The following is a 25,476-nucleotide window of genomic DNA, read 5'->3' on the forward strand; positions in this document are numbered from 1 at the left end:
GGTGTTAATGAAGGTTCGAAGTGCGCACGAGGATGACCGCGACGCTATCGCGGCGATTCACACGGCAAGCTGGCAGCAAAGTTATCGTGGAATCTTGCCCGACGAGCTTCTGGACGATCGCCTGAGCGGCATCATGATCGAGCGCTGGCGCAGTCAGCCGATCGGTCCCGGTGACGCCGTCCTCGTCGCGGAGACCGACGGCGAGGTGGTCGGCTTTTGCGCGACCTGGGGTGGGGAAAGCGGGGGCTACATCGATAATTTGCACGTCCGATCGTCGTGCCAGTCCCAGGGTTTGGGTCGAGCCATGCTTTGCGAAACTGCTCGCCAATTGTTGAGTCATGACGTTCGATCGGCATATTTGCATGTGGTCGCTTCCAACCACCGAGCACGCGCACTCTATCTCAAACTGGGTGGACAGCCGGGCCCGATCGAAGACAAGGACCTCTACGGCACGATTGTCCCTAATCAGCGGATCGATTGGCCCGATGTTTCCATTCTCAGGGGTGACGAATGAACCAGTCTGACATGATTGCGAAAATCCGGCAGGGCGACGGGTTCATCGCCGCGCTCGACCAGTCGGGCGGCTCGACGCCCCAGGCGCTCAAGGGCTACGGCATCGAGGAGGGCGCCTGGTCCAGCGAGCAGGAAATGTTCGACCTCATCCACGAGATGCGCGCCCGGATCATCACCGCGCCCTGCTTCGGCAGCGGCAAGGTGATCGGCGCGATCCTGTTCGAGCGGACCATGGACGGCAATGTCGCGGGCAAGCCGACGCCACAGGCGCTGATCGATGTCGGCGTCGTGCCATTCATCAAGATCGACAAGGGGCTGGAGGCCGAGGAGAACGGCGTCCAGATGATGAAGCCGATGCCTGGGCTCGACGCGCTGCTCGAGCGCGCGAAGGGTCTCGGCGTCTTCGGGACCAAGGAGCGTTCCGTCATCAACTCGGCGAACGCGGCGGGGATCGCCGTGGCCGTCGCGCAGCAGTTCCAGGTCGCGAGGCAGGTGCTCGCCCACGGCCTGATGCCGATCATCGAGCCCGAGGTGAACATCAAGAGCGCCGACCGGGCGGAAAGCGATGAGCTTTTGCTCGCGGCGATCCTCGAGGAGCTAGACGAGCTTCCCGAAGGGCAACGCGTGATGCTCAAGCTGTCGCTCCCGGCCAACCCCGGCCTGTTCGATCCGCTCGTCATCCACCCCAAGGTCCTGCGCGTCGTCGCGCTGTCCGGCGGCTTCAGCCGCGAGGAAGCCTGCCGCGAGCTGGCGAAGAACCCCGGCATGATCGCGAGTTTCAGCCGCGCTCTCCTCTCGGACCTTCGCGCCCAGCAGAGCGACGAGGAGTTCAACCGCACGCTCGGCGCCGCGATCGAAGAGATCTACCAGGCGTCGACCGCGAAGGTGCCGGCCTGACCTACGACGGCTGCCGTGTCTCACGCCATGCCGCCGCGTAGGGCAGAGCGAACATGTAGAGGCCTGTGAACATCAGCAGGAACAGTGGCGGCAATGGCGAGTAAGTGATCCAGGCGGAAGGCTGGCTAAGCGCCATGGCGACGAAATTCGCGATTACGGTCAGCGTGAATAAGATCGCCAACCAGCGGTGCAACTGCCGCATCCAGCTGCTCCGATTCACTCGAACCTCCTTTGACTGAGGACGAGAATCATCTGGCTTGGTCGAGTAGAACCGCGCCCACATCTTATCGAGCCTCGATCATCTTCCACCCGTTTCCCGACGGGTCGCGGAAGTTCGCGTCGACGTTGCCGAAGCGTTCAATCGGCTCCTGAGTGAATTCCACGCCGCGTGCCCGAAACCGCTCGTAGGCCGCGCGGCAATCGTCGACCACGAGGATAAGCGGCGGCATGGCGCCCTTGGCGACGATCTCATTCAGTGTCTGCGCGGTCGCTTCGTCGACGGTCGGCGGCTGAGGCTTGAACAGTCCGAGCTGCACGCTCGGCTGGTCCGGATGCTGAACCGTCAGCCAGCGATAGTCGCCGTTGCGCGCGTCCGTGTGGACGCGGAAGCCGAGCTTCTCGACATAGAAATCCGCAGCCTCGTCCTGATCGCGGACGTAAAGACCGGCTACTCCGACACCCTGGCTCATGGAATCTCCTCTTGCTTGGACCCAGGGGCAATATCGTCCGATTCCTGCCGTCGCTTCTCCGAAACTGCGATTGTGAGGTTCGGCCGGTGAGCCGCGCTGACGAAGCAGTGAGGTACCTCCCCGAGCCGGTGCGGGGCGGTTTTCTCACGGGCTCGAAGCTCACTCGGACTCTCGCCCGTGATGTCGCGGAAGATGCGTCCGAACGTCCCCAGACTGTTCCAGCCTGTGTCGAACGCGATCTCGGTGATGGGCCGCTCAGTGTCGCGAAGCAGCGCCTTGGCCCGCTCGATGCGCCGAGTGAGCAGATAGCGGTGCGGCGGGATTCCGAACGCGTCCTTGAACGAGCGCGCGAAATGGGCCTCGGAAACGCCGCTGACTCGCGCGAGGCGAGGGATCGGCCAATCCTCGTGGCTGGCGGCATCGATCCGGTCCTTTGCGCGCAGCAGGCGGCGCAGCAGCGCGGGGTCGTGGATCGCTGGGCCGCGTTTGTCTCGCATTGGCACCCGATAGGAACGACTAGCCTCGGCGCGCAAACACGCTAGTGAGCGCTCGCCATGGACGAGGACGATTTCGACGCGATTGTTTTTCCGCCGCCTGAGCGGACCGAGCAGGCGAAGCTCTATTTAATCAGCCCGCAGGAGGTCGGCGGAGCATTTCCCAACCGGCTCAAGGCTGCGCTCGAGCCGGGAGTTGCGACCGCATTCCAGCTGCGCGTCAAGGATGTCGGCGAACATGAGCTGGCGCGGCTGGCGGAACCGCTGCAGCGCATCTGCGCCGATGCGGAGGTGGCGTTCATCGTCAACGACAGCATGGCGCTCGCCAAGCGGCTGGGCGCGGACGGCGTCCACCTCGGCCAGAGCGATGGCGACATTCGCGAGGCGCGCGCGCTGCTCGGGCCTTCGGCGCAGATCGGCAAGACCTGCCATGACAACCGCCATCTGGCGATGGAAGCGGGGGAGGCGGGCGCCGACTATGTCGCCTTCGGCGCTTTCTATCCGACCACGACCAAGCCGTCGCACTATCGCCCGCAGCCGTCGATCCTCAGCTGGTGGTCGGCCGTGTTCGAAATCCCGTGCGTCGCGATTGGCGGAATCACGCCCGACAATGCCAAGCCGCTGGTCGATGCCGGCGCGGATTTCCTCGCGGTGTGCCAGGCGGTGTGGGGGAAGGACGATCCGTCGGCCGCAGTGCAGGCATTCGAGGACGTGTTAAGCGGCTAGACGAACTGACGTTCGCGGTACCATTTGGTGACGATGTACTTGGTGCCGCGCTCGACCGGCATACCTTCATGTAGCGTCCACGGATTGGGGCTGCCGTCGAGCGCCATGTTGTTCCAGATGAGAATCCGGCCGAGCTTGGGCTCGACCGCGAAATCGAGCAATTTGAACCGCGTCGCGCCGCCGGCTTCGGGCTCGTTCAGATAGATCATCGCGGTCCAGGTGCGCTGGCCGCCGTGCGGCTCGTACTCGGCCCAGTAGGGCTGGTCGATGTAGAAGAAATCGGCGTGCTCGCGGAACCTTTGGCCTTCCTCGTAGCGCTGGCCCTGGAGCGGCTCGCCGTGAACCCGGTCGATGCCGAGCAAATCGGCGATCCGCCCATTCACGTCGACGATCAGCGGGTCGTAAGCGTCGAGGTTGCAGCTGTAACTGGTGCGGACGTCCTCCCACTTCTCCTTGTCGTAGAGCGGGGAGGGGAAGGAGCCTTCGTCAATCTTGACGCACATCTGAGCGCAGGTGTTCGCGTCAAGGAACGCATCGCCGATGTACAGCTGGACCGGCTGCCGCACGCTGGAGCACAGCCGCCACAGCCGCGCCGTCGCGTCGAGAGTATCGCCGATCCGCCGCCCGACGCCGGCGCGCAGGTCCGACCGTTGCTCGGCGAACGGGATGCTCGGCTCGTAGAACGGCGGCGGTTCGGCGTCGGCCATGGGCGCGAATGTGCTTGAGATTGGCGCATTTGCCAATCAGCGCCCGATTTGGCCGACCATCGACTTCAGCGTCCGCGCGCCCTCGATCGCATGACCGTGGATGTCGTTGTTGAAATAGCACCACACGCTGCGCCCTTCGTTCCGCTGCTCGCCGATCCAGTCGGTCCACTCGAGCAATGCCTCGTCGGAGTAGCGGCCCCAATATTTGCCGGCGGCGCCGTGGAAGCGGACGTAGGCTGTTCGGCCGCTCGCCCAGCGCGGCGAGACCAGGCCCTTCAAATCGTGCGCGACGAAGCCGACGCCATGCCGGTCGAGCAAAGCGAGGACGTCGGTGTCGTACCAGCTCTTGTGGCGGAACTCGACGACCTGCTCGAGGTCTTTGGGCAGGCGGCCGAGGAAGGCATCCAGCCGCTCGATATTCTTGTGGAGACTCGGCGGCAGCTGGTAGAGCAGCGGCCCGAGCTTGTCGCCAAGCATGCGCGCCAGCCCAATGAATCGTTCAACCTCGGCCTCGCAATCCAGCAGCTTCTTCATGTGCGTGATGAAGCGGTTGACCTTCACGGCATAATGGAAGCCGGGCGGGGCTTTTTCGCGCCAGCCTTCGAAGGTCGAGGGTAATGGCAGGCGGTAGAAGCTGGCGTTGATCTCGACCGTGTCGAACTCCTCGGCATAGCGCTCGAACCAGCGCTTCTGCGGTAGGCCTTCCGGATAGAAGATTCCGCGCCAATGCTTGTACACCCAGCCCGAACAGCCGACGTGAATCTTGGATACACTGCTTGCGTCCATCGTTGCAGCTGAACAACGTTCACCGCTCGAGGTTGCGCACCCATGCTCAAGATCATCGGCACGGCGCTGCTTACGGCCGCCGCGACCAGCTTCTTCTGGATCTGGTTCTACGGCACGGTGCCGGGCCCGGCGCCGCAGGTCTCCCGCAGCGGCCCGGTGGTGACCGTCCAGCCCGCCAATGCCCCGCCGGTGGTCGTCGCCGAGCAGGTCCGGGTCGCGCCGTCAGGCCTGGCGATCCCGGTCGTCGGCGTGAAGGCCGCGCAGCTTCAGGATACGTTCGACGACGCGCGGGCCAGCGGACGGCGTCATGACGCCATCGACATCATGGCCGCCGAAGGCACGCCGGTGATCGCGGCGGCGGACGGGACGATCGAAAAATTGTTCTTCAGCCGCGGCGGCGGCGGGATCACGATCTACGAGCGCTCGCCCGACGGCAAATGGATGTATTATTATGCCCACCTCTCGGCCTACGCACCGGGGCTCGCCGAGGGGCAGCAGGTGAAGCGCGGGCAGGTCATCGCCCGCGTCGGCCATACCGGTGACGCAAGCGCCGCCGGCCCGCATCTCCACCTCGCGATCAACTCGATGGCGGCGGGCGAGCGCTGGTGGCAGGGCACGCCGATCAACCCGTACCCGCTGCTTGCCGGGAAGAAGGCCGGCGGCTAGACGCCGCGCCGGCTCTTTCCAATCAGTTGAAGTGAAGGCGATCCATGAAGATCAGCGGCGTGGACATCCGTCCCGGCAACATCATTGAATATGAGGGCGGCATCTGGCGGGCGGTGAAGATCCAGCACACCCAGCCGGGCAAGGGCGGCGCCTACATGCAGGTCGAATTGAAGAACCTTATCGACGGCCGCAAGAACAACGTCCGCTTCCGCTCCGCCGAGACGGTCGAGCGCGTCCGCCTCGACACCAAGGACTTCCAGTTCCTGTTCGCCGACAGCGACATGCTGACCTTCATGGACAAGGACAATTACGAGCAGATCAGCCTGCCGCGCGATCTGCTCGGCGACGCCGCCGCCTTCCTCCAGGACGGCATGGACGTGGTCATGGAGCTCTACAACGAGAAGCCGATCTCCGTTCAGCTGCCCGACCAGGTCGAAGCGACGATCGTCGAGGCCGACGCGGTAGTGAAGGGCCAGACGGCAAGCTCATCGTACAAGCCGGCGAAGCTCGATAATGGCGTCCGCGTGATGGTGCCGCCGCATATCGGGGCGGGAACGAAGATCGTCGTCGACGTGTACAGCCAGGAATATGTGAGGCGGGCGGACTAGCTCATGGTCGCGCATTCGGGCTTGATCACCGTCATGCAACGCGCCGCGCGCAAGGCGGCGCCGCGGCTGCGCCGCGACTTCGGCGAGGTCGAGCAGCTCCAGGTCAGCCGCAAGGGGCCGGCCGACTTCGTGTCGATGGCCGACAAGCGCTCCGAGCAGACCATCGTCGAGGAGCTTCGCACTGCGCGGCCCGACTGGGGGATGCTGCTTGAGGAAGGCGGGGAAATCGCCGGCAATCCCGACAAGCCGCGGTGGATCGTCGACCCGCTCGATGGGACGATCAATTTCCTCCACGGAATTCCTCATTTCTCGATCTCCATAGCCGTCGAAGAGAAAAAGCCGGGCGGAGGCACGGAGGTCACCGAGGGCCTGGTTTACCAGCCGCTGACCGACGAGAGCTTCTGGGCCGAGAAGGGGCGCGGCGCGTGGGTCAACGAGCGGCGGCTGCGCGTGTCGGCGCGCAGGGACTTGACCGAGAGCGTGATCGGCACCGGAATTCCGCATTGTGGTCGCGGCGAAGCGCCCCAATGGGCGAAAATCTACGCGGCGGTCGGACCGCAGGTCTCGGGCATCCGGCGCTTTGGCTCGGCCGCGCTTGATCTGGCCTGGGTGGCGGCTGGCCGAATGGATGGTTTCTGGGAAGACGATCTCGATATCTGGGACACGGCGGCGGGCCTGATCCTGGTCCGTGAGGCCGGCGGATTCATCACCGACTATCGCGGCGGGGACCGGATGTTCGAACGGCGCGAATATGTCGTCGGCAACAGCGACATCCACTCGAAGCTGCACCGGTTGCTGGCGGGCGCGCTGCGATGATCGGGCTGCTGGCCTTTGGCGCGGCGGCGGCCGTGCAACCCCAGACGGTACTGACGATCGACCCCAAGCACCGGCTGGTCGAGGGCATAGCGAGCGATGGGACGACGATCTGGGTGTCGAGCATCCTCGACCGGCAGGTTCTCGCCTGCCGCAAAACCTGCCGGACCCTGGTGACGGTTCAGACTCCGCTTCATCCGTTCGCGATCGCCTGGGACGCGCAGCGCAAGCGTCTGTGGGTGGTCGCCGACTGCCCGCCCGGAGTGGCTGCAATCAAGCGGTGCGAGCGGGGTGCGCTGATCGGCGTCAGCACCGGCGGCAGAATCGTCACCCGCATCGCGCCGCCCTCCGGTAGCTTCCACCCGGGCGACGTATCGGCTTCCAGCGCGGGCGTATTCGTCAGCGATAGCCAGAACGGCGCCGTCTATGAGCTGGCCAAGAGCGGTTACAGCCTCACGCCGGTCATCGCCCCCGGCATCGGCAAGAGCGCGCAGGGCACGGCGCTCGACCCCGCCGGGCAGAAGCTGATCGTCGCCGATTACAGCCAGGGCGTCGGCGTGGTCGATCTCGCGACCGGCGATCGCACCTTGCTGCCCCGCCAGGACGGCAAGCCGCTGCGCGGGATCGACGGGCTCGTGCGCTGCGGGCCCGTCTATTACGGCATCTACAATGGAGCGACGCCGGGAGCGCTGGTGGCGATCAGGCCCGGCGAAACCGCCCTGACCGTCGATCTTCCCCTTGGCCAGGGATCACTGCCCGACCCGACGCAAATCGCTTATGACGGCAAGCGCTTGCTGATCGTCGCGGATTCCGGCTGGGCGACGATCGACAAGCCTGATTTCAGGCGCTCGGCTGGCGCGCCGATCGTCGCCGTTCCGCTCTCGGAAGATTGCAAACCGACCTGAGCACATTGCACCGCGGCGGTGTTGCGGCTGCGAAGCCCGTGCCTTAAAGCGCCGCCAAGTCTCAAGCCCTTGGAGTATCCCCTTGGCGAGCGTCGCCTTCGGCTACCTGCCGATCCTCTTGTTCCTGATCGTGGCGCTCGGCCTGTCCACCGCGTTCGTGGTGCTGCCGATGATCGTTGCCCGCTTCACCGGCGCGCACAAGCCCGACCCGGCCAAGCTCAGCGAATATGAGTGCGGCTTCCCGGCGTTCGAGGACGCGCGGGCCGAATTCGACGTCCGCTTTTACCTCGTCGCGATTCTGTTCATCGTCTTCGACCTCGAAGCGGCGTTCCTGTTTCCGTGGGCGGTCAGCCTCAACTTCACCAGGTGGACCGGCTGGGCGGCGATGATGGTCTTCCTCGTCGAGCTTGCCCTCGGGCTCGCTTATGCGTGGAAGAAGGGGGCGCTCGAATGGGAGTGATGCTTCGCCCCGGCGAAGACCCGATGCCGACCGAGGAGGAGCTGGCACGGATTGCCGGCCTCGTTCCCGGCGAAGTCGACCAGGCGAAGCTGCTCGAGCTTCAGCAGAGCCTCAACGAAAAGGGGTTCATGGTCACCAGCGCCGAGGAACTGTTTACCTGGGCGCGCACCGGGTCGCTGTGGTGGATGACCTTTGGCCTCGCCTGTTGCGCGGTCGAGATGATCCATGTGAACATGCCGCGCTATGACCTTGAAAGATTTGGCGTTGCTCCGCGCGCGAGCCCGCGGCAGTCGGACGTGATGATCGTTGCCGGAACGCTGTGCAACAAGATGGCCCCGGCGCTCCGGCGCGTCTACGACCAGATGAGCGAGCCGCGCTACGTGATCTCGATGGGCAGCTGCGCCAACGGCGGCGGCTATTACCATTACAGCTATTCGGTGGTCCGCGGTTGCGACCGCATCGTTCCCGTCGACATCTACGTCCCCGGTTGCCCACCGACCGCCGAGGCCCTGCTCTACGGAATCCTGCAGCTGCAGCGGAAGATCCGGCGGGACGGGACGATCGAGCGCTGATGGCTTCGTCGGCCCCCCGCTATGCCGACGCTCCGGCGTCGCTTGCCAAGCTTGCGAACGCGCGGGCTCGCGCCGGGATCGAGACCGCGTTCGACGTCGCGCGGGACGAGCTGGTGGCTGTCCTTCGCAGCCTTCGCGACGATCATGAATACCAGCAGCTGATGGAGATTGCCGGGGTCGATTATCCCGAGCGCGCCGAGCGGTTCGAGATCGTCTATTGCCTGCTTTCGCTCACCAGGAACCACCGCGTTCGGGTCCACGTCACCACCGACGAGCAAACCCCCGTGCCGAGCGTCACCGGGCTGTGGCCGGTCGCCGGCTGGCTCGAGCGTGAGGTATTCGACATGTACGGCGTCGCGTTCAGCGGAAACGACGACCTTCGCCGCATCCTCACCGACTACGGCTTCGAAGGCTATCCGCAGCGCAAGGACTTCCCGCTCACCGGCCATATCGAGCTGCGCTATTCGGAGGCCGAGAAGCGGGTCGTCTATGAGCCCGTCGCGCTGCCGCAGGACTTCCGCACGTTCGATTTCCTGATGCCGTGGGAGGGCCCGGAATATCTGCTTCCCGGCGACGAGAAGGCGAAGGGCGAGGCGCCCGGCGCGCCGTCGCCGGCCCCGGCGCCGGGTGGAGCCGCGCCGCAGAACGTGAAAACGCCGGCGCAGACGCCCAAGGCGACTGAAGCGCAGGCACAGACCGGCGGCGGCGCTCCGGCCGACAAGGAAGCGACCCGCCAGGCGCGCAAGCCGCGCAAGGAGAAGGCCGCGAGCGAAGTCATCAAGCCATCGCGGGCGAAGAAGCCGTGACCGACACCCGCGCCAGGAGCCGCAAGGTCGAGGTGAATGTCGGCGCCGGCGGCGAGGGAACCGAGCTGGGCCATGCGCGCGACCCCGGCGACGAGAAGATCAGCAATTACACGATCAACTTCGGACCCCAGCACCCGGCCGCGCACGGCGTCCTCCGCCTGATCATGGAATTGGACGGCGAGATCGTCGAGCGCGTCGACCCGCACATCGGCCTGCTCCACCGCGGCACCGAAAAATTGATCGAGTACAAGACCTACGCCCAGGCGCTGCCTTACTTCGACCGGCTCGATTACGTCTCGCCGATGTGCATGGAGCACAGCTTCGTGCTCGCCATCGAGAAATTGATGGGGCTCCAGGTGCCGATCCGCGCGCAATATATCCGCGTTCTGATGGCGGAGCTGACCCGCATCTCCAACCATATGCTCGCGCTTGGCAGCCACATCATGGACGTTGGCGCGATGACCCCGAACCTGTGGCTGTTCGAGGTGCGCGAGGACACGATGCAATTCTACGAGCGGGCGTCGGGCGCGCGGATGCACGCCAATTATTTCCGAGCCGGCGGGGTGCGCCAGGACCTGCCCGAGAAGCTGCTCGCCGACATCGGCGACTGGCTCGATAACCGGCTGCAATTGTTCGAGGACGCGATTTCGCTCGTCGCCGACAACCGCATCTTCAAGCAGCGCAACGTCGACATCGCCAAGATGTCGCGAGAGGATTCGATCGCCTGGGGCTTCTCCGGCCCGATGATCCGCGCCGCCGGAATCCCGTGGGACATCCGCCGATCGCAGCCGTACGAAGTCTATGACCGAATGGATTTCGAGATCCCGGTCGGCACCAACAACGATTGCTACGACCGCTTCATGGTCCGGGTCGAGGAAGTGCGGCAGTCGGCGCGGATCATGCGCCAATGCCTAAAGCAAATGCCACCGGGACCCATCGCGACCGACGACCGCAAGGTGTTTCCGCCGTCGCGCGCCGAGATGAAGACCTCGATGGAAGCCCTCATCCACCACTTCAAGCTCTACACCGAGGGCTATCACGTGCCCGCGGGCGAGGTCTACGTCGCGACCGAGAGCCCCAAGGGCGAGTTTGGCGTCTATCTCGTCGCCGACGGCACCAACCGGCCCTACCGCTGCAAGATTCGCCCGACGGGGTTCAGCCACCTTCAGGCGATGGATTTCATGATGCGCGGCCACATGCTCGCCGACACCACCGCGATCCTGAGCGCGCTCGACATCGTGTTCGGGGAGGTGGACCGGTGATGTTGCCCACGGCTCGTCTACCACTTGCGGCTTTGATCGGCGCGACTGCAGTCGCGGGGCGAGCTTATGCCGTTGCACCTGAGTACTCGCGTGTTCAGCTAGAAATGAGCATTGCGCTCGCCGTCGGCTGCCTCGGGATCACAATTTGTCTCTTCTGGGAGCTGATCCGCTTCTATCAGCGCATGGATCGGCGCTATTTGCCAAAAGGGGCTTCGAAGTAATGGCCGGCCAGGGCTCCTTCGTCGACGACGCCGCGCAGCGCGCGCGCTGGGAGGGGTTCCAGTGGACCGCAGAGAATGCGCGCAAGGCCAAGGAATATATTGCCTTCTATCCCGAGGGGCGTCAGGTCTCGGCGGTCCTCCCGCTGCTCGACCTTGCGCAGCGGCAGGTCGGGGCCGACACGAAGACGCAGGGCTGGCTGCCGATCCCGGTGATGGAGTTCGTCGCCCGCGAGCTCGACACCTCGTACATCCGCGTGCTGGAGGTCGCGACCTTCTACACCATGTTCAACCTCGCGCCGGTCGGCCGCTTCCACGTCCAGGTGTGCGGGACGACGCCGTGCATGCTCGCCGGCTCCGATGACGTATTCGCCGCCTGCAAGAAGCGCGGCCTCAGGAAGGGCCATACCACCGATGACGGGCTGTTCACGCTGACCGAGGTCGAATGCCTCGGCGCCTGCGCCAATGCGCCGATGGTCCAGATCAACGACGACAATTACGAGGACCTCACGGCCGAGAGCATAAGCGCGATCCTCGAGGCGCTCGCGGCCGGCAAGGCGCCAAGGGCAGGTCCGCAGGTCGACCGTCAGACCAGCTGTCCGCAAGGCGGCCCGACCAGCCTCAAGAAGATGGCCGAGCGGAACTACGATTACCGCCCGCTGTGGACCGCGACGGCGGAGGAGGGCGCGCAATGAAGGACGTCGGCAAGATCATCCTCGCGATCATCGTGATCGTCGTCGTCTGGAAAATCCTGAAGGGCTTGATTGGGCTGCTGGTCGGTCTCGCGGTGGCGGGGCTGGTCGTCTACGGCGCGGTCAAGCTCGTCGAAGGTGTGGGGACGAAGCGGATCAAATGACCATCCTGCTCGTCATTGCCGCGGCCATCGCGCTCGCCTTTCTCGCGTTCAAGTTCGTGGGCGGTTTGATCAAGTTTGCCGTGCTCGCGGTCGTGGTCCTGTTCGCCTTGTTCATCGCCCATCAGTCGGGCGCCTTCTGATGGGCTATACGGGGCCCCTCGCGGACAAGGACCGCATCTTCACCAACCTCTACGGCTTTCAATCGCCCGATCTTAAGGGCGCGCGGCAGCGTGGCGACTGGGACGATACCAAGAAGCTGATGGCGGTCGGCCAGGATGTCATCATCGACAGGATCAAGGCCTCGGGCCTGCGCGGCCGCGGCGGGGCGGGCTTCCCGACCGGCATGAAGTGGGGCTTCATGCCCAAGGAGCCCAAGCCCGGCAAACCCAATTTCCTCGTCATCAACGCCGACGAGTCCGAGCCCGGCAGCTGCAAGGACCGCGAGATCATCCGCCACGATCCGCACAAGCTGGTCGAAGGCGCTTTGATCGCCAGCTTCGCCATGCGCGCACGCGCCGCCTACATCTACATCCGCGGAGAATTTATCCGCGAAACCGAGGTGTTGCGCCGCGCTGTTGCCGAAGCTTATGAAGCCGGCCTGCTGGGCAAGAACGCCTGCGGCAGCGGCTTCGACTTCGACCTGTTCGTCCATCGCGGCGCCGGCGCCTACATCTGCGGCGAAGAAACGGCGATGCTCGAAAGCCTCGAAGGCAAGAAGGGCTGGCCGCGGCTCAAGCCGCCGTTCCCCGCCGGCGCCGGCCTCTACGGCTGCCCGACCACCGTCAACAATGTCGAATCGATCGCGGTCGTCCCGACGATCCTCCGGCGCGGGGCGGAATGGTTCGCGAGCATCGGCAACCCGAAGAACGAAGGCACCAAGCTGTTCCAGCTGTCGGGCCACGTCAACACGCCCTGCGTGGTCGAGGAATCGATGGGGATCAGCTTCCGCGAGCTGATCGTCCGTCATGGCGGCGGCGTACGCGGAGGTAAGAATGCCGACGATTTCAGCAACTTGCTCGCGGTTATTCCGGGCGGCTCTTCGGTCCCCCTGATCCCCGCCGAGCAGATTCTCGACGCGCCGATGGACTTCGACGGGCTGAAGGCGCTGGGCTCCGGCCTCGGCACCGCGGCGGTCATCGTCATGGACAAATCGACCGACATCGTCGGCGCGATCAGCCGGATCAGCTATTTCTACAAGCATGAGAGCTGCGGCCAGTGCACCCCGTGCCGCGAGGGCGCGGGGTGGATGTGGCGGATGATGGAGCGGCTGCGCGAGGGCGACGCCGAGGTCGAGGACATCGACAAGCTCATCGACGTCACCAAGCAGGTCGAGGGACACACCATTTGCGCGCTCGGCGATGCCGCCGCCTGGCCGATCCAGGGGCTGGTGCGCCATTTCCGCCCCGAGCTCGAGCGCCGCATCGCCGAACGCGCCGGACGCCAGATGTTGGAGGCTGCGGAGTGAAGCTTTCGCTGATCGTCGCGCGTCTGGTCCCAGCAGCTGCGGCGCTGGCGGCCGCGTCAACGGTAGCTCAGCCGTCTAATCCGTATGGAGGGGGAACGCGGCTCGAGAAGCAGCCCGAGGCGATCTCATGGCCGGTCGACAAGTCGCGTCCCGTCCTTGCCGATTTCGGTCAATGCGCGGCCAAACGCGCACCTGAGTTAGCGCGGTCGATGGTGCTGTCCGCAACGACCATCGACTTGGAGCCTAAGTATCGCAAGCTGTTCGACCCCGACTGCTTCGGCAAAGCGCTGATGCGCGCCGGCTTGATGGGCGCGGTGCAATTGGAAATGTCGCAATGGCGCGGCAGGACGATAATCGCGAGCGCTCTGGTCAATCAGGACCTTGCCACGTTCGACGCGAGCGAGATCAAGCTCGCCGCGCCAATTGCACGCCTGACGATTTCAGCGAACATGCTCGCAGCCACGGGAGCGAAAGAGCGCGAAGAGCTCGCCAACGAACAGCGCAACATTGCGCTGGAAACTTTCAGCGATTGCGTGATCCGCGCAAACCCGGTCGGCTCTCAGGTCTTGCTTCGATCCAAGATCAACTCGGACGACGAGATGCAGGCGATCCACGCGCTCATCCCCGCAATGAGTGGATGCGTGGACCGCGGAAATCAATTCAAACTTGATCGGGAGACTGTGCGGGGAGCGCTTGCGTTCAATTTTTACAGACTAGCCTATGCGTCACGCACTGGAGCAGCTCACTAGTGCCAAAAGTCACCGTCGACGGCGTCGAGCTCGAGGTCCCGCAGGGCGCGACCGTGCTCCAGGCGTGCGAGCTTGCGGGCAAGGAGATCCCGCGCTTCTGCTACCACGAGCGGCTGTCGATCGCCGGCAATTGCCGCATGTGCCTGGTCGAGGTCGCGCCGGGGCCGCCCAAGCCTCAGGCGAGCTGCGCGCTGCCCGCCGCCGACGGCCAGGCGATCCGCACCGACACGGCCATGGTCAAGAAGGCGCGCGAGGGGGTGATGGAGTTCCTGCTCATCAACCACCCGCTCGACTGCCCGATCTGCGACCAGGGCGGCGAATGCGACCTCCAGGACCAAGCCATCGCCTACGGCCGCAGCGGCTCGCGCTTCGAGGAGAACAAGCGCGCGATCGACGACAAATATATGGGTCCGGTCATCAAGACTTCGATGACCCGCTGCATCCAGTGCACGCGCTGCATCCGCTTCAGCAGCGAGGTCGCGGGGGTCGACGAGATCGGCATGCTCTACCGCGGCGAGGACAGCCAGATCACCTCCTACCTCGAGCATGCGGTGGGCGGCGAGCTGGCGGGCAACCTCGCGGACGTCTGCCCGGTCGGCGCGCTGCTGCAGAAGCCGCAGATCTTCGAATCGCGCCCGTGGGAGCTGCGCCGGGTGCCCGGCATCGACGTCATGGACGCGGTCGGATCCAACATCCGCCTCGACGTCCGTCAGCGCCAGGTGATGCGCATCCTTCCGCGCATCAACGAGGACGTGAACGAGGAGTGGATCAGCGACAAGACGCGCCACCACGTCGACGCGCTAGTCCGCAACCGGCTCGACCGGCCGTGGGTGCGCGACGGGGGCAAGCTGCGCGAGGCGAGCTGGCAGGAAGCGCTCGGCCTTTTTGCCGAACGATTGAAGAATGCCGGCGCCAAGGTCGCGGCAATCGCCGGCGACCTGCTCGACGCCGAGACCATGTACGCGGCGAAGAAGCTGCTCGAAGGGCAGGGATCGACCCTGCTCGAGGGGCGGCAGACCGGGCTCGCCTACGACACCGGAAGCCTGGCCGCGGTGGCGTTCAACTCGACCATCGCCGGCGTCGAGACGGCTGACGTCGTCCTGCTGGTCGGCTCGAACATCCGCTGGGAAGCGCCGCTGATCGCCACCCGCGTGCGCAAGATCGCGCGCAAGGGCGGGAAGGTGTTCGCGGTCGGCCCCGAGATCGACCTCGGGATGAGGGTCGAGTGGCTCGGCGACGATGTGAAGCTGCTCGGCAAGCTGCCCAAGGCGGTCAAGGAGGCGTTTGCTGGCGCCGAGCGTCCGGCGGTGATCGTCGGCGGTGGTGCGTTGGCCGCGGGTGCGCAGGGCGCGAGCCTCGCGCTGGTCGATACCCTCGGCCTGATCAAAGATGGCTGGAACGGCTACAACGTCCTGCACTTCTCCGCCTCGCGCATGGCCGGGCTTATCCTTGGCTACGCGCAGCCGGGCGGCATCGCCGACATCGAAGTTACGGCTCCCGAGGTGGTGGTGCTGCTAGGCGCGGACGAGGTCGCGGCCGACCGGTTCAAGGGCGCGTTCAAGGTTTACATCGGCCACCACGGCGACGCGGGCGCGAAGCAGGCCGACCTGGTTCTGCCCGGCGCAACCTACGCCGAGAAGCATGGCACCTATGTCAACACCGAAGGCCGCGTGCAACGCGGCGAGAAAGCGGCCTTTCCGCCCGGCGAGGCGCGCGAGGACTGGACGATCCTGCGGGCGGTTAGCGAGCTCGCCGGCAAAACCCTACCGTTCGACCGCTTCGACCAGCTGCGCGCCCGCATGATCAAGGACTTTCCGCAGCTTGGCCGTGACGGGCTCGTCGACCTGCCGTGGGCACCGCCTTCGCTCCCGGCCAAGGCGGCGGGCCCGATCCGCTATCCGATCGGCGACTTCTTCCTGACCAACGCGATCTGCCGCAACAGTCCGACGATGCAGCGCTGCTCGGAAGAGCTGGTGCAGGGCGTCCAGTTCAAGGAGGCGGCGGAGTGACCGCAACCTTCCAGCACTGGGGCATGACCTATGGCTGGTCGTGGTTCATCGCCACGATCATCGGCATTCTGGTCATCGCGCTGCCGCTGATGCTCGCGGTGGCGATGGTCATTTATGCCGAGCGGAAGATCTGGGCGGCGATCGCGCTTCGTCGCGGTCCCAACGTGGTCGGGCCGTGGGGCGTGCTGCAGAGCTTCGCTGACGGATTGAAGGTGTTCCTCAAGGAAACCATCATCCCGACCAGCGCGAACCAGGGCCTGTTCCTGATCGCGCCGATCGTGACCTTCACCGTGGCGCTGATCGTCTGGGCGGTAGTGCCGTTCGCGCCCGGCGTGGTGCTGGCCGACGTCAACGTCGGGCTGCTCTACGTCCTCGCGGCAAGCTCATTGGGCGTTTACGGCGTGATCGTCGCCGGCTGGGCGTCCAACTCCAAATATCCCTTCTTCTCGGCGCTCCGCGCGGCGGCGCAGATGGTCAGCTACGAAGTGTCGATCGGCTTCGTGCTGATCACCGTCGTGCTCTACGCCGGAACCTTCAACCTCAGCGGCATCGTGCTTGCGCAGAAGGGTTTCGGCCTGGGCATCGTCAACGCGTTCGCCTTCAACCTGCTGCTGTTCCCGATGTGGGTAGTCTTCTTCATCAGCTCGATGGCCGAGACCTTCCGCACTCCGTTTGACCTGGTCGAAGCGGAGAGCGAGCTCGTCGCCGGGCACCAGACCGAATATTCGTCGATGAGCTTCGCGCTCTTCTGGCTCGGCGAATATGCCAACGTCCTTTTGATGTGCGCCCTCAACGCGATCATCTTCTGGGGCGGCTGGCTGCCGCCGGTCGACTGGGCGCCGCTCTATTATGTGCCGGGCATCGTCTGGCTGTTCATCAAGATGGGCTTTTTCTTCTTCTGCTTCGGCTGGGTGAAGGCGACGGTGCCGCGCTACCGCTACGACCAGCTGATGCGGCTCGGGTGGAAGATCTTCCTGCCGCTGTCGCTGTTGTTCGTCGTCCTCGTCAGCGGATGGCTGATGCTCACGCGTTATGGAGGGCCTGCGGCATGATCAGCCGGACCATCAAGGCCTTTACGCTGTGGGAGTTCGTCCGCGCCCACGCGCTGACACTGCGGTATTTCTTCAAGCCCAAGGCGACGATCAACTACCCGTACGAGAAGAACCCGACCTCGCCCCGTTTCCGCGGCGAGCATGCGCTGCGCCGCTATCCGAACGGCGAGGAGCGCTGCATCGCGTGCAAATTGTGCGAGGCGATCTGCCCGGCGCTCGCGATCACCATCGAGGCTGAGCCGCGCGAGGACGGCAGCCGCCGCACCACGCGCTACGACATCGACATGGTCAAATGCATCTATTGCGGTCTGTGCGCCGAGGCTTGCCCGGTCGATGCCATCGTCGAGGGGCCGAACCTCGAGTTCGCGACAGAGACGCGCGAGGAATTGCTCTACGACAAGGTGAAGCTGCTCGAGAACGGCGACAAGTGGGAGCAAGCGATCGCCGCCAACCTTGCCGCCGATGCACCCTACCGGTAGGCGCGCCGCACCTTGATCGCCACCATCGCCTTTTACCTGTTCGCGACGCTCACCATCGCCAGTGCGCTGGCGGTGATCTTCGCGCGCAACCCGGTCCACAGCGTGCTGTGGCTGATCCTGTCCTTTTTCAATGCGGCAGGCCTGATGCTGCTGGTCGGCGCCGAGTTCATCGCGATGCTGGTGGTGATCGTCTACGTCGGCGCGGTCGCGGTGCTGTTCCTGTTCGTGGTCATGATGCTCGACATCGACTTCGCCTCGCTCCGCCGGGGCTTCACGGCCAACCTGCCGTTCGGGATCATTATCGCGTTCGTGCTGCTCGCCGAGATCGTCGTTGCTTTATTCGCGCGGCAGGCCGGTCCGGCGTTCGCCAACCACCAGATCGCCGCGGCCATGCAACCGAATATCGTCGCGATCGGGCAGCTTCTCTACAGCCGCTATCTGTTCGCCTTCGAGCTCGCCGGCCTGATCCTGCTGGTGGCGATGATCGGCGCCATCGTCCTCACCCACCGCAGCCGCCGCGACACGCGCCCGCAGAAGGTTTGGAAGCAGATCGCGCGGCGGCCGGAGGATGCCGTGCGGCTGTCGGACCCGGGCGTCGGCGAAGGGATGAAGCTGTGATCGGGTTGGGCCATTACATCGTCGTCGCCGCGATCCTGTTCACGATCGGCGTGCTCGGCATCTTCCTCAACCGCCGCAACGTCATCCTCATGCTGATGGCGATCGAGTTGATCCTGCTCGCGGTCAACATCAACCTCGTCGCCTTCTCGGCCTATCTCGGCGATCTCACCGGCCAGGTGCTGGCGATGTTCGTGTTGACCGTCGCCGCGGCCGAGGCCGCGATCGGCCTTGCGATCCTCGTCATCTTCTTCCGCCGCCGCGGCTCGATCGCGGTCGACGACGTGAACCGGATGCACGGCTGATGAGCCCCGTCCTGTTCATCGTCTTTCTGCCGCTGATCGCCGCGATCGTCGCCGGCCTCGGCGGCCGCTGGATCGGCAACACGACCGCGAAGGCCGTGACCACCGGCGCCTTGTTCATCGGCGCGTTTCTCAGCTGGCCGATCTTCTTCCACTACATCGGCGGAAGCGCCGGCCCGGTCATCGTGCCGGTGATGACCTGGATCCAGTCCGGGACGCTTACCGTCGACTGGGCGCTGCGCGTCGACAGCCTGACCGCGGTGATGCTGGTCGTCGTCACCACGGTCTCGAGCCTCGTCCACCTCTACAGCTGGGGCTACATGGAGGAGGACCCGGGCCAGCCGCGCTTCTTCGCTTATCTGTCGCTGTTCAGCTTCGCGATGCTGATGCTGGTGACCGCCGACAACCTGGTGCAGATGTTCTTCGGCTGGGAAGGGGTCGGCCTCGCTTCCTATTTGCTGATCGGCTTCTGGTACCACAAGCCCAGCGCCAATGCGGCGGCGCTCAAGGCGTTCGTCGTCAACCGCATCGGCGACTTCGGTTTTTCGCTCGGCATTTTCGGCACCTTCCTGGTGTTCGGCACGGTCTCAATCCCGACGATCCTTGCGGCGAGCCCAGGTATGGCCGGTTCGACCATCGGTTTCGCAGGATTGCGCGTCGATACCATGACCCTGCTGTGCCTGCTGCTGTTCGTCGGCGCGATGGGCAAGTCGGCGCAGCTTCCGCTCCACACCTGGCTGCCCGACGCGATGGAGGGCCCGACCCCCGTCAGCGCCCTGATCCACGCGGCGACCATGGTGACCGCGGGCGTGTTCATGGTCTGCCGCCTGTCGCCGATGTTCGAGACCTCGGCGACCGCGATGCACGTCGTCACCTGGGTCGGTGCCGCGACCTGCATCTTCGCGGCAACGGTCGGCTGCGCGCAGAACGACATCAAGCGCGTGATCGCATATTCGACCTGCTCGCAATTGGGCTACATGTTCTTCGCCGCCGGGGTCGGCGCTTACGGCGCGGCGATGTTCCATTTGTTCACACACGCCTTCTTTAAGGCCTTGCTGTTCCTCGCCGCCGGCTCGGTCATCCACGCGATGCACCACGAGCAGGACATGCGTTACTATGGCGCTCTGCGTAAGGAAATCCCGGTCACCTTCTGGGTGATGGTCATCGGCACGCTGGCGATTACGGGCGTCGGCGTCGATGCCGGCGGCGGTCTCGGCTTCGCCGGCTTCTGGTCGAAGGATGCGATCCTCGAGAGCGCCTGGGCGAGCGGATCGGTATCGGGAACGATCGCTTTCTGGACCGGCGCGCTCGCCGCGCTGCTCACCAGCTTCTATTCGTGGCGCCTCATCTTCCTGACCTTCTTCGGCGAGCCGCGCTGGGCGGCGTCGGAACATATCCGGCATGCGCTCCACGGCGATCCCGACAGCCCGGACCAGGAACATGGCGACAGCGCCCATGACCCGCAGCATGTGCCGGCCGGAAGCGGCGGCTATCATCCGCACGAGAGCCCGCTGACGATCCTCGTGCCGATCTGCCTGCTCGCGCTCGGCGCCGCAGTGGCCGGCCAGGTCTGGCACGGCATTTTCATTGACCCGGCGCGCGCGCCCGGTTTCTGGCGCGGCACGGTCGCCTTCAGCAGGGAGCTTGCCGAGGCCGCCGAGCATTCGGCGCTATGGGTCAAGCTCACTCCGACCATCGTCATGCTGATCGGCCTGTGGATCGCGTGGAACAATTATGTCCGGCGGCCGGGGGACGCGGACCGCCTCGTCGCCACCTTCCCCAAGGTCTATCGGTTCGTCGCCAACAAATGGTATTTCGACGAGCTGTACGATTTCCTGTTCGTTCGCCCGATTCTGTGGCTCGGCCGGCTGCTGTGGCACGGCGGTGACGAAGGCACGATCGACCGCTTCGGCCCGCACGGCGCCGCGGTCGCCATCGCCGCCGGCAATCGGGTCACGGCGCGGCTGCAGTCGGGATATCTCTATTCCTATGCTTTGGTGATGCTGCTCGGCCTGATCGGCGCTGCGAGCTGGGCGCTGTGGTGGGCGCGGTGAGCCAGGCGCCGTTGCTCAGCATCCTGATCGCGCTTCCGCTGATCGCCGGCGTGATTTGCCTGTTCCTGAGCGCGAACGGTGCGCGCTGGATGGCCTTGATCGCGACCCTGCTCGACTTCGGCTTGAGCCTCTATCTGTGGGCGCGGTTTAATCCCGACGGACCGCAATGGCAGTTCGTCGAGAAAATCGACATGGGCCGCGGCGTCAGCTGGGCCCTCGGCATCGACGGCATCGCGCTGCTGCTGATCGTCCTGACCGCTTTCCTGATGCCGATCTGCATCGGCGCGAGCTGGCGCGCGATCGAGAAGCGCGTGCCCGAGTATATGGCGTATTTCCTGCTGATGGAGGCGCTCATCATGGGCTCCTTCGCCGCGCAGGACCTGTTCCTGTTCTACATCTTCTTCGAGGGCGGCCTGATCCCGATGTACTTCATCATCGGCATCTGGGGCGGCGCCGAGCGGATCAAGGCGAGCTACAAATTCTTTCTCTACACGCTCGCCGGCTCGGTGCTGATGCTGATCGCGATGCTGTACATGGCCGGCACCGCGCACACGACCTCGATCCCGGCGCTGATGGCTTATGATTTCCCGAAGGGCGCGCAGACCTTCCTGTTCCTCGCCTTCCTCGCCAGCTTCGCGGTCAAGCTGCCGATGTGGCCGGTCCATACCTGGCTGCCCGACGCGCACGTCCAGGCGCCGACCGCCGGCTCGGTAATCCTCGCCGGCGTGCTTCTGAAGCTCGGCGGCTACGGCTTCATCCGTTTCTCGCTGCCGATGTTCCCCGACGGTTCGGCGCAGTTCGTCCCGCTGATCTTCGTGCTCTCCGGAATCGCCGTCGTCTACACCAGCCTCGTCGCCCTGGTGCAGCGCGACATGAAGAAGCTGGTCGCTTATTCGTCGGTCGCGCACATGGCGTTCGTCACCTTCGGCCTGTTCGCGATGAACCGGCAGGGGATCGAGGGCGCGATGCTGGTGATGCTCGGCCACGGCCTCGTGTCCGGAGCGCTCTTCCTGTGCGTCGGCGTCGTCTACGACCGGCTGCACACGCGCGAGATCGACCGCTACGGCGGCCTTTCCGACAATATGCCCGGCTACGCACTGCTGTTCATGGTCTTCACCATGGCGAGCGTCGGCCTGCCCGGCCTGAGCAATTTCCCGGGCGAGTTCCTGAGCTCGGTCGGCACGTACCGCGCGTCGACCTGGGCGGCGATCGTCGCCACGACCGGGATCGTCCTCGGCGCCGCCTATATGCTGTGGCTCTATTGGCGCATCTGCTTCGGCACGGGTCGCCACGCCGATGCGGCGGCGATGCCCGACCTCAACGTCCGCGAATGGTGGCTGCTCGCCCCGATCGCGCTGGCGGTCTTCTGGATGGGCATTTATCCGGAAAGCTTCCTACGGCCGATGCGAGGCGACGTCGGGCGGCTGCTGGTCCGGATGGAGCGCGTCGCGCCCGCCGGCGATTCGCAGCCGGCACCCGGCAAACCCAAGCCGACCCTCGAACTCGGAGGGATGCGCTGATGGGCCGGTTCGCCGCACTCCTGCCCGAGCTGATCCTGTCGATCGGAGCGACCATCCTGATGATGGTTGCGGCCTTCACCGGCCGCCGCGGATCGGCGCTCGTGAGCTGGCTGGCCGTTGCGCTGCTTATTGCTGCGACCGCGGCGCTCGTTGGCGCGCCCTCGCACGTAGGGCCGGTGTTCGACGGTCTTGTCACCGAGGACCTGTTCGCGAGCTTCGGCCGCGCGATCATCTATCCGGCGTCGGCTGTCGCCATCATCGCCGCCCACGGCTGGTTCGAGCGCGGTACCGAGCATGCGTCCGAATATGCGGTCCTGATCCTGTTCAGCGCGGTCGGCATGGGGGTGATGGTCTCGGCCAGCAGCCTGGTCAGCCTCTACGTCGGCCTGGAGCTGCAGAGCCTCGCCGCTTACGTGCTCGCTTCCTACCGCCGGACCGACGAACGCTCGGCCGAGGCGGGCCTCAAATATTTCGTCCTCGGCGCTCTCGCCAGCGGCATCCTGCTCTACGGCATTTCGCTGCTCTACGGCTTCACCGGGACAATGAGCTTCAACGGGCTCGCCGCCGCGTTCGGCCGCGGTGCGCCGTCGCTGGGTCTGCTGTTCGGCCTCGTGTTCGTGCTCGCCGGCCTCGCCTTCAAGGCCCGCGCGGTGCCATTCCACATGTGGACCCCGGACGTTTATGAGGGCGCGCCGACGCCGGTCACTTTGTTCTTCGGCAGCGCACCCAAGGTCGCCGCCGTGCTCCTTGCAACCCGCTTGTGCATCGAGGGCCTCGGGCCGGCGACCGACGCCTGGCGACAGATCGTGATCTTCGCCGCGCTGGCGTCGATCTTCCTCGGCGCCGTCGCCGCCTACGGGCAGACCAACATCAAGCGGCTGCTGGCCTATTCGTCGATCAACAATGTCGGCTTCGCGTTGATCGGCCTCGCCGCCGCTGGCCCGCGCGGCGCTTCGTCCGTGCTGTTCTACATGGCCGTATATGTGGTGATGACCCTAGGCGCCTTCCTTTGCGTGCTGTGGATGCGTGACGAAGCGGGACAGCCGGTCGAGAGCATCGCCAGCCTGTCCGGCCTCGCCCAGACCCGGCCCGCGTTCGCCGCCGCGCTGGCCTTCTTCATGTTCAGCCTTGCCGGCATCCCGCCGTTGTTCGGCTTCTGGCCCAAGCTGATGGTGTTCCAGGCGGCGATCGGCAGCGGCTATGTCGCGCTTGCCGTGGCCGGCATCCTCGGGACGGTGATCGGCGCCTATTATTATCTGAAGATCGTCAAGGTGATGTACATGGACGAGCCGGCCGCGCCTTACGGCCGTGTGCGCGAGCCGGTGCAGGGCCTGCTGATCCTGCTCGCCGCCTTGTTCGTGTCGCCGCTCGGCTATTTGCTCATCGGTCCGCTGACGGCATTGACCGACCGCGCCGCGGGAAGCCTGTTCTGAGCCGCATCCGGATCGTCGAGCGTACCGGCTCGACCAACGCGGACCTCATTGCCGACAAGAGCGCGGTCGAAGGCGATTGGCTGGTCGCGCTGCACCAGGATGCGGGCAGGGGCCGGCAGGGCCGCAGCTGGGTTTCGGCGCCGGGCAATTTCACCGGCAGCACGCTCGTCCAGCTCCGTTCGAACGATCCGGCGGCGCAGACTCTATCGCTTGCGGCGGGCCTCGCGCTGGTCGAGGCGGTCGACACCGCCGTGCCAGCGCAGCCGCTGATGCTCAAATGGCCCAACGACCTGATGCTTGGCGGCAGCAAGCTCGCCGGGACCCTGCTCGAACGCAGCGGCGGCCGGGTCGCCGTCGGGTTCGGGGTCAACCTCGCCACGGCGCCCGAGCTCGGCGACCGCCGCGGCGCGTCGCTCGGGGGAACGATCCTGCCCGAAGCCTTCGCGCCCTTGCTTGCCGGGAGCTTCGCGCGGCTGCTCGGGCTGTGGCGGGAGAATCCACCGGCGATGCTCGCTCAGGCCTGGCTGGCGCGCGCGCATCCGGTCGGCAGCCGGCTGACGGTCCACGCCAGCAGTGACGCAACCATTTCAGGCAATTTCGACGGGCTGGAGGCCGATGGCGCGCTTCGGCTCCGTCTTCCCGATGGCGCGGTCGAAATCGTCCGCGCCGGCGACGTTTCGGTCGAACCCTGAGGCCCAGACGGCCGGTCGAACCATACAGTCGATCACACTGATGGGAATTTCCGCCCGAGTCGCGCTCTATCCAGCCCGATCGGTAAGCTGTTACGGGGCCGCATCGTCGCGATACCCGTGCGTTCGGCCGGCCTGTATTCAGCTCGCTCCTTCGGCCCGTTGCGATTTCGGCACCGGTCCCGCCGGCCGGCCTTCATGCGGGAGAGGCATCACCATGCCCACCATCACTACTCCGGACGGCACCAACATTTTCTACAAGGACTGGGGTCCGAAAACCGCGCAACCCATCGTCTTTCACCACGGTTGGCCTTTGAGCGCGGACGACTGGGACAACCAGCTGATGTTCTTCCTTGGCCAGGGTTATCGTGTGGTCGCTCACGATCGCCGCGGCCACGGCCGGTCGACCCAGACCGACACCGGCAATGACATGGACACCTATGTCGAGGACGTGAAGGCGCTCGTCGCCGCGCTCGACTTGCGCAACGCGATTCACGTCGGCCATTCGACCGGCGGCGGGGAAGTGGCCCGCTACGTCGCTCGGGCCGAACCGGGACGCGTCGCCAGGGCCGTCCTCATCTCGGCGATTACGCCGGTGATGGTCAAAAGCGAATCCAACCCCGGCGGGACGCCCATCGAGGCGTTCGACGCCTATCGCGCCGGCGTCGCGGCAAATCGCGCGCAAATCTATCTCGATATCGCTGCGGGGCCGTTCTACGGTTTCAACCGAACCGGCGTGCTTCCGATCGAGGGCGTGATCCGCAATTGGTGGCGGCAGGGCACGATGGGCGGGATCAAAGCCCAATATGATTGCATCAAGGTCTTCTCGGAAACCGATTTGACCGAGGATCTCAAGCAGATCGATGTGCCGGTGCTCGTCATCCACAGCGAGGACGATCAGATCGTTCCTTATGCCGACAGCGCGCCGCTTGCGGTCAAGCTGCTCAAGCAGGGCGAGCTCAAGACCTATTCGAGCTTCCCGCACGGCTGCCCGACCACGCACCCGGATGAGATCAACCACGACATCCTGTCGTTCATACGCGGCGAGAAGGTCGGCGTAGCGGCCGACGAAGCTCCCGCGCTGGTCGCCGAGGCGCTTCCGGTCGAGTGATCGGCGGATCGCCGGGCCGC

General features: G+C 65.3%; 31 protein-coding genes. 26 read left to right on the plus strand and 5 right to left on the minus strand.

The window, feature by feature from the left end:
* The first annotated feature begins 7 nt into the window (after positions 1 to 7).
* Complete coding sequence (locus tag ACJ8FR_RS10555) at positions 8 to 514, plus strand: N-acetyltransferase family protein (RefSeq protein ID WP_407828582.1); 507 nt, start codon at positions 8 to 10, stop codon at positions 512 to 514.
* Complete coding sequence (locus ACJ8FR_RS10560) at positions 511 to 1,410, plus strand: fructose bisphosphate aldolase (RefSeq protein ID WP_407828583.1); 900 nt, start codon at positions 511 to 513, stop codon at positions 1,408 to 1,410. Before ACJ8FR_RS10555 ends, ACJ8FR_RS10560 begins: the two co-directional genes overlap by 4 nt.
* Position 1,411: 1 nt before the next feature.
* Here ACJ8FR_RS10560 and ACJ8FR_RS10565 read toward each other — a convergent pair whose 3' ends face one another.
* The 3 genes from ACJ8FR_RS10565 to ACJ8FR_RS10575 all read right to left on the minus strand — a co-directional run bounded on the left by ACJ8FR_RS10565 (position 1,412) and on the right by ACJ8FR_RS10575 (position 2,596).
* Positions 1,412 to 1,630, minus strand: coding sequence for a hypothetical protein (locus ACJ8FR_RS10565; RefSeq protein WP_407828584.1), 219 nt, complete (start codon positions 1,628 to 1,630; stop codon positions 1,412 to 1,414).
* Between the two features lie 64 nt (positions 1,631 to 1,694).
* Positions 1,695 to 2,099, minus strand: a complete 405-nt coding sequence (locus ACJ8FR_RS10570) for a VOC family protein (protein ID WP_407828585.1) — start codon at positions 2,097 to 2,099, stop codon at positions 1,695 to 1,697.
* A complete protein-coding gene (locus ACJ8FR_RS10575) occupies positions 2,096 to 2,596 on the minus strand; it encodes a helix-turn-helix transcriptional regulator (protein WP_407828586.1) in 501 nt (166 codons plus the stop codon). Before ACJ8FR_RS10575 ends, ACJ8FR_RS10570 begins: the two co-directional genes overlap by 4 nt.
* Positions 2,597 to 2,653: 57 nt before the next feature.
* On the opposite strand from ACJ8FR_RS10575, the gene thiE reads away from it, so the two are divergent.
* Positions 2,654 to 3,319, plus strand: a complete 666-nt coding sequence (gene thiE, locus ACJ8FR_RS10580; protein WP_407828587.1) for a thiamine phosphate synthase — start codon at positions 2,654 to 2,656, stop codon at positions 3,317 to 3,319.
* Here thiE and ACJ8FR_RS10585 read toward each other — a convergent pair.
* Both ACJ8FR_RS10585 and ACJ8FR_RS10590 read right to left on the minus strand, forming a co-directional pair.
* On the minus strand, positions 3,316 to 4,026 hold the full coding sequence (locus tag ACJ8FR_RS10585; protein ID WP_407828588.1) for a prolyl hydroxylase family protein: 711 nt from the start codon (positions 4,024 to 4,026) through the stop codon (positions 3,316 to 3,318). The genes thiE and ACJ8FR_RS10585 overlap by 4 nt on opposite strands.
* A 36-nt stretch (positions 4,027 to 4,062) precedes the next feature.
* Positions 4,063 to 4,812 carry a DUF72 domain-containing protein gene (locus ACJ8FR_RS10590; protein WP_407828589.1) on the minus strand — a complete coding sequence of 250 codons (750 nt, stop codon included), beginning with the start codon at positions 4,810 to 4,812 and terminating at the stop codon, positions 4,063 to 4,065.
* Between the two features lie 42 nt (positions 4,813 to 4,854).
* Between ACJ8FR_RS10590 and ACJ8FR_RS10595 the strand changes: the two genes are divergently transcribed.
* From ACJ8FR_RS10595 to ACJ8FR_RS10705, 23 genes are all read left to right on the plus strand, one after another.
* Positions 4,855 to 5,478 (plus strand): M23 family metallopeptidase, encoded by a 624-nt coding sequence (locus ACJ8FR_RS10595; protein WP_407828590.1) that lies wholly within the window; start codon positions 4,855 to 4,857, stop codon positions 5,476 to 5,478.
* A gap of 44 nt (positions 5,479 to 5,522) precedes the next feature.
* The gene (gene efp / locus ACJ8FR_RS10600; protein ID WP_407828591.1) at positions 5,523 to 6,086 is read left to right on the plus strand and encodes an elongation factor P; all 564 of its coding nucleotides are present in this window, start codon (positions 5,523 to 5,525) and stop codon (positions 6,084 to 6,086) included.
* A gap of 3 nt (positions 6,087 to 6,089) precedes the next feature.
* A complete protein-coding gene (locus ACJ8FR_RS10605; protein WP_407828592.1) occupies positions 6,090 to 6,902 on the plus strand; it encodes an inositol monophosphatase family protein in 813 nt (270 codons plus the stop codon).
* Positions 6,899 to 7,804, plus strand: a complete 906-nt coding sequence (locus tag ACJ8FR_RS10610) for a hypothetical protein (RefSeq protein ID WP_407828593.1) — start codon at positions 6,899 to 6,901, stop codon at positions 7,802 to 7,804. Before ACJ8FR_RS10605 ends, ACJ8FR_RS10610 begins: the two co-directional genes overlap by 4 nt.
* Positions 7,805 to 7,886: 82 nt before the next feature.
* Positions 7,887 to 8,264, plus strand: coding sequence for an NADH-quinone oxidoreductase subunit A (gene ndhC / locus ACJ8FR_RS10615; protein ID WP_407828594.1), 378 nt, complete (start codon positions 7,887 to 7,889; stop codon positions 8,262 to 8,264).
* 23 nt (positions 8,265 to 8,287) lie between these two features.
* On the plus strand, positions 8,288 to 8,836 hold the full coding sequence (locus ACJ8FR_RS10620) for a NuoB/complex I 20 kDa subunit family protein (protein WP_407828839.1): 549 nt from the start codon (positions 8,288 to 8,290) through the stop codon (positions 8,834 to 8,836).
* On the plus strand, positions 8,836 to 9,642 hold the full coding sequence (locus tag ACJ8FR_RS10625; RefSeq protein WP_407828595.1) for an NADH-quinone oxidoreductase subunit C: 807 nt from the start codon (positions 8,836 to 8,838) through the stop codon (positions 9,640 to 9,642). The genes ACJ8FR_RS10620 and ACJ8FR_RS10625 overlap by 1 nt, the downstream gene beginning before the upstream one ends.
* 65 nt (positions 9,643 to 9,707) lie before the next feature.
* The gene (locus ACJ8FR_RS10630) at positions 9,708 to 10,904 is read left to right on the plus strand and encodes an NADH-quinone oxidoreductase subunit D (RefSeq protein ID WP_407828840.1); all 1,197 of its coding nucleotides are present in this window, start codon (positions 9,708 to 9,710) and stop codon (positions 10,902 to 10,904) included.
* A gap of 220 nt (positions 10,905 to 11,124) precedes the next feature.
* Positions 11,125 to 11,817 (plus strand): complex I 24 kDa subunit family protein, encoded by a 693-nt coding sequence (locus ACJ8FR_RS10635; protein WP_407828596.1) that lies wholly within the window; start codon positions 11,125 to 11,127, stop codon positions 11,815 to 11,817.
* The gene (locus ACJ8FR_RS10640) at positions 11,814 to 11,978 is read left to right on the plus strand and encodes a hypothetical protein (RefSeq protein WP_407828597.1); all 165 of its coding nucleotides are present in this window, start codon (positions 11,814 to 11,816) and stop codon (positions 11,976 to 11,978) included. The genes ACJ8FR_RS10635 and ACJ8FR_RS10640 overlap by 4 nt, the downstream gene beginning before the upstream one ends.
* A complete protein-coding gene (locus ACJ8FR_RS10645) occupies positions 11,975 to 12,118 on the plus strand; it encodes a hypothetical protein (RefSeq protein WP_407828598.1) in 144 nt (47 codons plus the stop codon). Before ACJ8FR_RS10640 ends, ACJ8FR_RS10645 begins: the two co-directional genes overlap by 4 nt.
* Positions 12,118 to 13,443 (plus strand): NADH-quinone oxidoreductase subunit NuoF, encoded by a 1,326-nt coding sequence (nuoF, locus tag ACJ8FR_RS10650; protein WP_407828599.1) that lies wholly within the window; start codon positions 12,118 to 12,120, stop codon positions 13,441 to 13,443. The genes ACJ8FR_RS10645 and nuoF overlap by 1 nt, the downstream gene beginning before the upstream one ends.
* The gene (locus tag ACJ8FR_RS10655; RefSeq protein ID WP_407828600.1) at positions 13,440 to 14,192 is read left to right on the plus strand and encodes a hypothetical protein; all 753 of its coding nucleotides are present in this window, start codon (positions 13,440 to 13,442) and stop codon (positions 14,190 to 14,192) included. The genes nuoF and ACJ8FR_RS10655 overlap by 4 nt, the downstream gene beginning before the upstream one ends.
* Complete coding sequence (nuoG, locus tag ACJ8FR_RS10660; RefSeq protein ID WP_407828601.1) at positions 14,192 to 16,201, plus strand: NADH-quinone oxidoreductase subunit NuoG; 2,010 nt, start codon at positions 14,192 to 14,194, stop codon at positions 16,199 to 16,201. The genes ACJ8FR_RS10655 and nuoG overlap by 1 nt, the downstream gene beginning before the upstream one ends.
* On the plus strand, positions 16,198 to 17,253 hold the full coding sequence (nuoH, locus tag ACJ8FR_RS10665; RefSeq protein WP_407828602.1) for an NADH-quinone oxidoreductase subunit NuoH: 1,056 nt from the start codon (positions 16,198 to 16,200) through the stop codon (positions 17,251 to 17,253). The genes nuoG and nuoH overlap by 4 nt, the downstream gene beginning before the upstream one ends.
* Positions 17,250 to 17,732, plus strand: coding sequence for an NADH-quinone oxidoreductase subunit NuoI (nuoI, locus tag ACJ8FR_RS10670; protein WP_407828603.1), 483 nt, complete (start codon positions 17,250 to 17,252; stop codon positions 17,730 to 17,732). The genes nuoH and nuoI overlap by 4 nt, the downstream gene beginning before the upstream one ends.
* 12 nt (positions 17,733 to 17,744) lie before the next feature.
* A complete protein-coding gene (locus tag ACJ8FR_RS10675) occupies positions 17,745 to 18,350 on the plus strand; it encodes an NADH-quinone oxidoreductase subunit J (RefSeq protein WP_407828604.1) in 606 nt (201 codons plus the stop codon).
* Positions 18,347 to 18,652, plus strand: a complete 306-nt coding sequence (gene nuoK, locus ACJ8FR_RS10680; RefSeq protein ID WP_407828605.1) for an NADH-quinone oxidoreductase subunit NuoK — start codon at positions 18,347 to 18,349, stop codon at positions 18,650 to 18,652. Before ACJ8FR_RS10675 ends, nuoK begins: the two co-directional genes overlap by 4 nt.
* On the plus strand, positions 18,652 to 20,703 hold the full coding sequence (nuoL, locus tag ACJ8FR_RS10685; RefSeq protein WP_407828606.1) for an NADH-quinone oxidoreductase subunit L: 2,052 nt from the start codon (positions 18,652 to 18,654) through the stop codon (positions 20,701 to 20,703). The genes nuoK and nuoL overlap by 1 nt, the downstream gene beginning before the upstream one ends.
* On the plus strand, positions 20,700 to 22,223 hold the full coding sequence (locus tag ACJ8FR_RS10690) for an NADH-quinone oxidoreductase subunit M (RefSeq protein ID WP_407828607.1): 1,524 nt from the start codon (positions 20,700 to 20,702) through the stop codon (positions 22,221 to 22,223). The genes nuoL and ACJ8FR_RS10690 overlap by 4 nt, the downstream gene beginning before the upstream one ends.
* Positions 22,223 to 23,656, plus strand: coding sequence for an NADH-quinone oxidoreductase subunit NuoN (nuoN, locus tag ACJ8FR_RS10695; RefSeq protein WP_407828608.1), 1,434 nt, complete (start codon positions 22,223 to 22,225; stop codon positions 23,654 to 23,656). The genes ACJ8FR_RS10690 and nuoN overlap by 1 nt, the downstream gene beginning before the upstream one ends.
* A gap of 11 nt (positions 23,657 to 23,667) precedes the next feature.
* Positions 23,668 to 24,348, plus strand: a complete 681-nt coding sequence (locus ACJ8FR_RS10700) for a biotin--[acetyl-CoA-carboxylase] ligase (protein WP_407828841.1) — start codon at positions 23,668 to 23,670, stop codon at positions 24,346 to 24,348.
* Between the two features lie 214 nt (positions 24,349 to 24,562).
* Entirely contained in the window at positions 24,563 to 25,456 is an 894-nt protein-coding gene (locus ACJ8FR_RS10705; protein WP_407828609.1) for an alpha/beta fold hydrolase, read from the plus strand.
* Positions 25,457 to 25,476: the final 20 nt, after the last annotated feature.

This window comes from Sphingomonas sp. (assembly GCF_045810705.1).
In the GTDB taxonomy this organism is placed as follows: domain Bacteria; phylum Pseudomonadota; class Alphaproteobacteria; order Sphingomonadales; family Sphingomonadaceae; genus Sphingomicrobium.

Coding starts and splice junctions, on each gene's coding strand:
- ACJ8FR_RS10555 (WP_407828582.1), top strand. CDS start 8: ATGAAGGTTCGAAGTGCGCACGAGGATGACCGCGACGCTATCGCGGCG.
- ACJ8FR_RS10560 (WP_407828583.1), top strand. CDS start 511: ATGAACCAGTCTGACATGATTGCGAAAATCCGGCAGGGCGACGGGTTC.
- ACJ8FR_RS10570 (WP_407828585.1), bottom strand. CDS start 2,099: ATGAGCCAGGGTGTCGGAGTAGCCGGTCTTTACGTCCGCGATCAGGAC.
- ACJ8FR_RS10575 (WP_407828586.1), bottom strand. CDS start 2,596: ATGCGAGACAAACGCGGCCCAGCGATCCACGACCCCGCGCTGCTGCGC.
- thiE (WP_407828587.1), top strand. CDS start 2,654: ATGGACGAGGACGATTTCGACGCGATTGTTTTTCCGCCGCCTGAGCGG.
- ACJ8FR_RS10585 (WP_407828588.1), bottom strand. CDS start 4,026: ATGGCCGACGCCGAACCGCCGCCGTTCTACGAGCCGAGCATCCCGTTC.
- ACJ8FR_RS10590 (WP_407828589.1), bottom strand. CDS start 4,812: ATGGACGCAAGCAGTGTATCCAAGATTCACGTCGGCTGTTCGGGCTGG.
- ACJ8FR_RS10595 (WP_407828590.1), top strand. CDS start 4,855: ATGCTCAAGATCATCGGCACGGCGCTGCTTACGGCCGCCGCGACCAGC.
- efp (WP_407828591.1), top strand. CDS start 5,523: ATGAAGATCAGCGGCGTGGACATCCGTCCCGGCAACATCATTGAATAT.
- ACJ8FR_RS10605 (WP_407828592.1), top strand. CDS start 6,090: ATGGTCGCGCATTCGGGCTTGATCACCGTCATGCAACGCGCCGCGCGC.
- ACJ8FR_RS10610 (WP_407828593.1), top strand. CDS start 6,899: ATGATCGGGCTGCTGGCCTTTGGCGCGGCGGCGGCCGTGCAACCCCAG.
- ACJ8FR_RS10620 (WP_407828839.1), top strand. CDS start 8,288: ATGCCGACCGAGGAGGAGCTGGCACGGATTGCCGGCCTCGTTCCCGGC.
- ACJ8FR_RS10625 (WP_407828595.1), top strand. CDS start 8,836: ATGGCTTCGTCGGCCCCCCGCTATGCCGACGCTCCGGCGTCGCTTGCC.
- ACJ8FR_RS10635 (WP_407828596.1), top strand. CDS start 11,125: ATGGCCGGCCAGGGCTCCTTCGTCGACGACGCCGCGCAGCGCGCGCGC.
- ACJ8FR_RS10640 (WP_407828597.1), top strand. CDS start 11,814: ATGAAGGACGTCGGCAAGATCATCCTCGCGATCATCGTGATCGTCGTC.
- ACJ8FR_RS10645 (WP_407828598.1), top strand. CDS start 11,975: ATGACCATCCTGCTCGTCATTGCCGCGGCCATCGCGCTCGCCTTTCTC.
- nuoF (WP_407828599.1), top strand. CDS start 12,118: ATGGGCTATACGGGGCCCCTCGCGGACAAGGACCGCATCTTCACCAAC.
- nuoI (WP_407828603.1), top strand. CDS start 17,250: ATGATCAGCCGGACCATCAAGGCCTTTACGCTGTGGGAGTTCGTCCGC.
- nuoL (WP_407828606.1), top strand. CDS start 18,652: ATGAGCCCCGTCCTGTTCATCGTCTTTCTGCCGCTGATCGCCGCGATC.
- nuoN (WP_407828608.1), top strand. CDS start 22,223: ATGGGCCGGTTCGCCGCACTCCTGCCCGAGCTGATCCTGTCGATCGGA.
- ACJ8FR_RS10705 (WP_407828609.1), top strand. CDS start 24,563: ATGCCCACCATCACTACTCCGGACGGCACCAACATTTTCTACAAGGAC.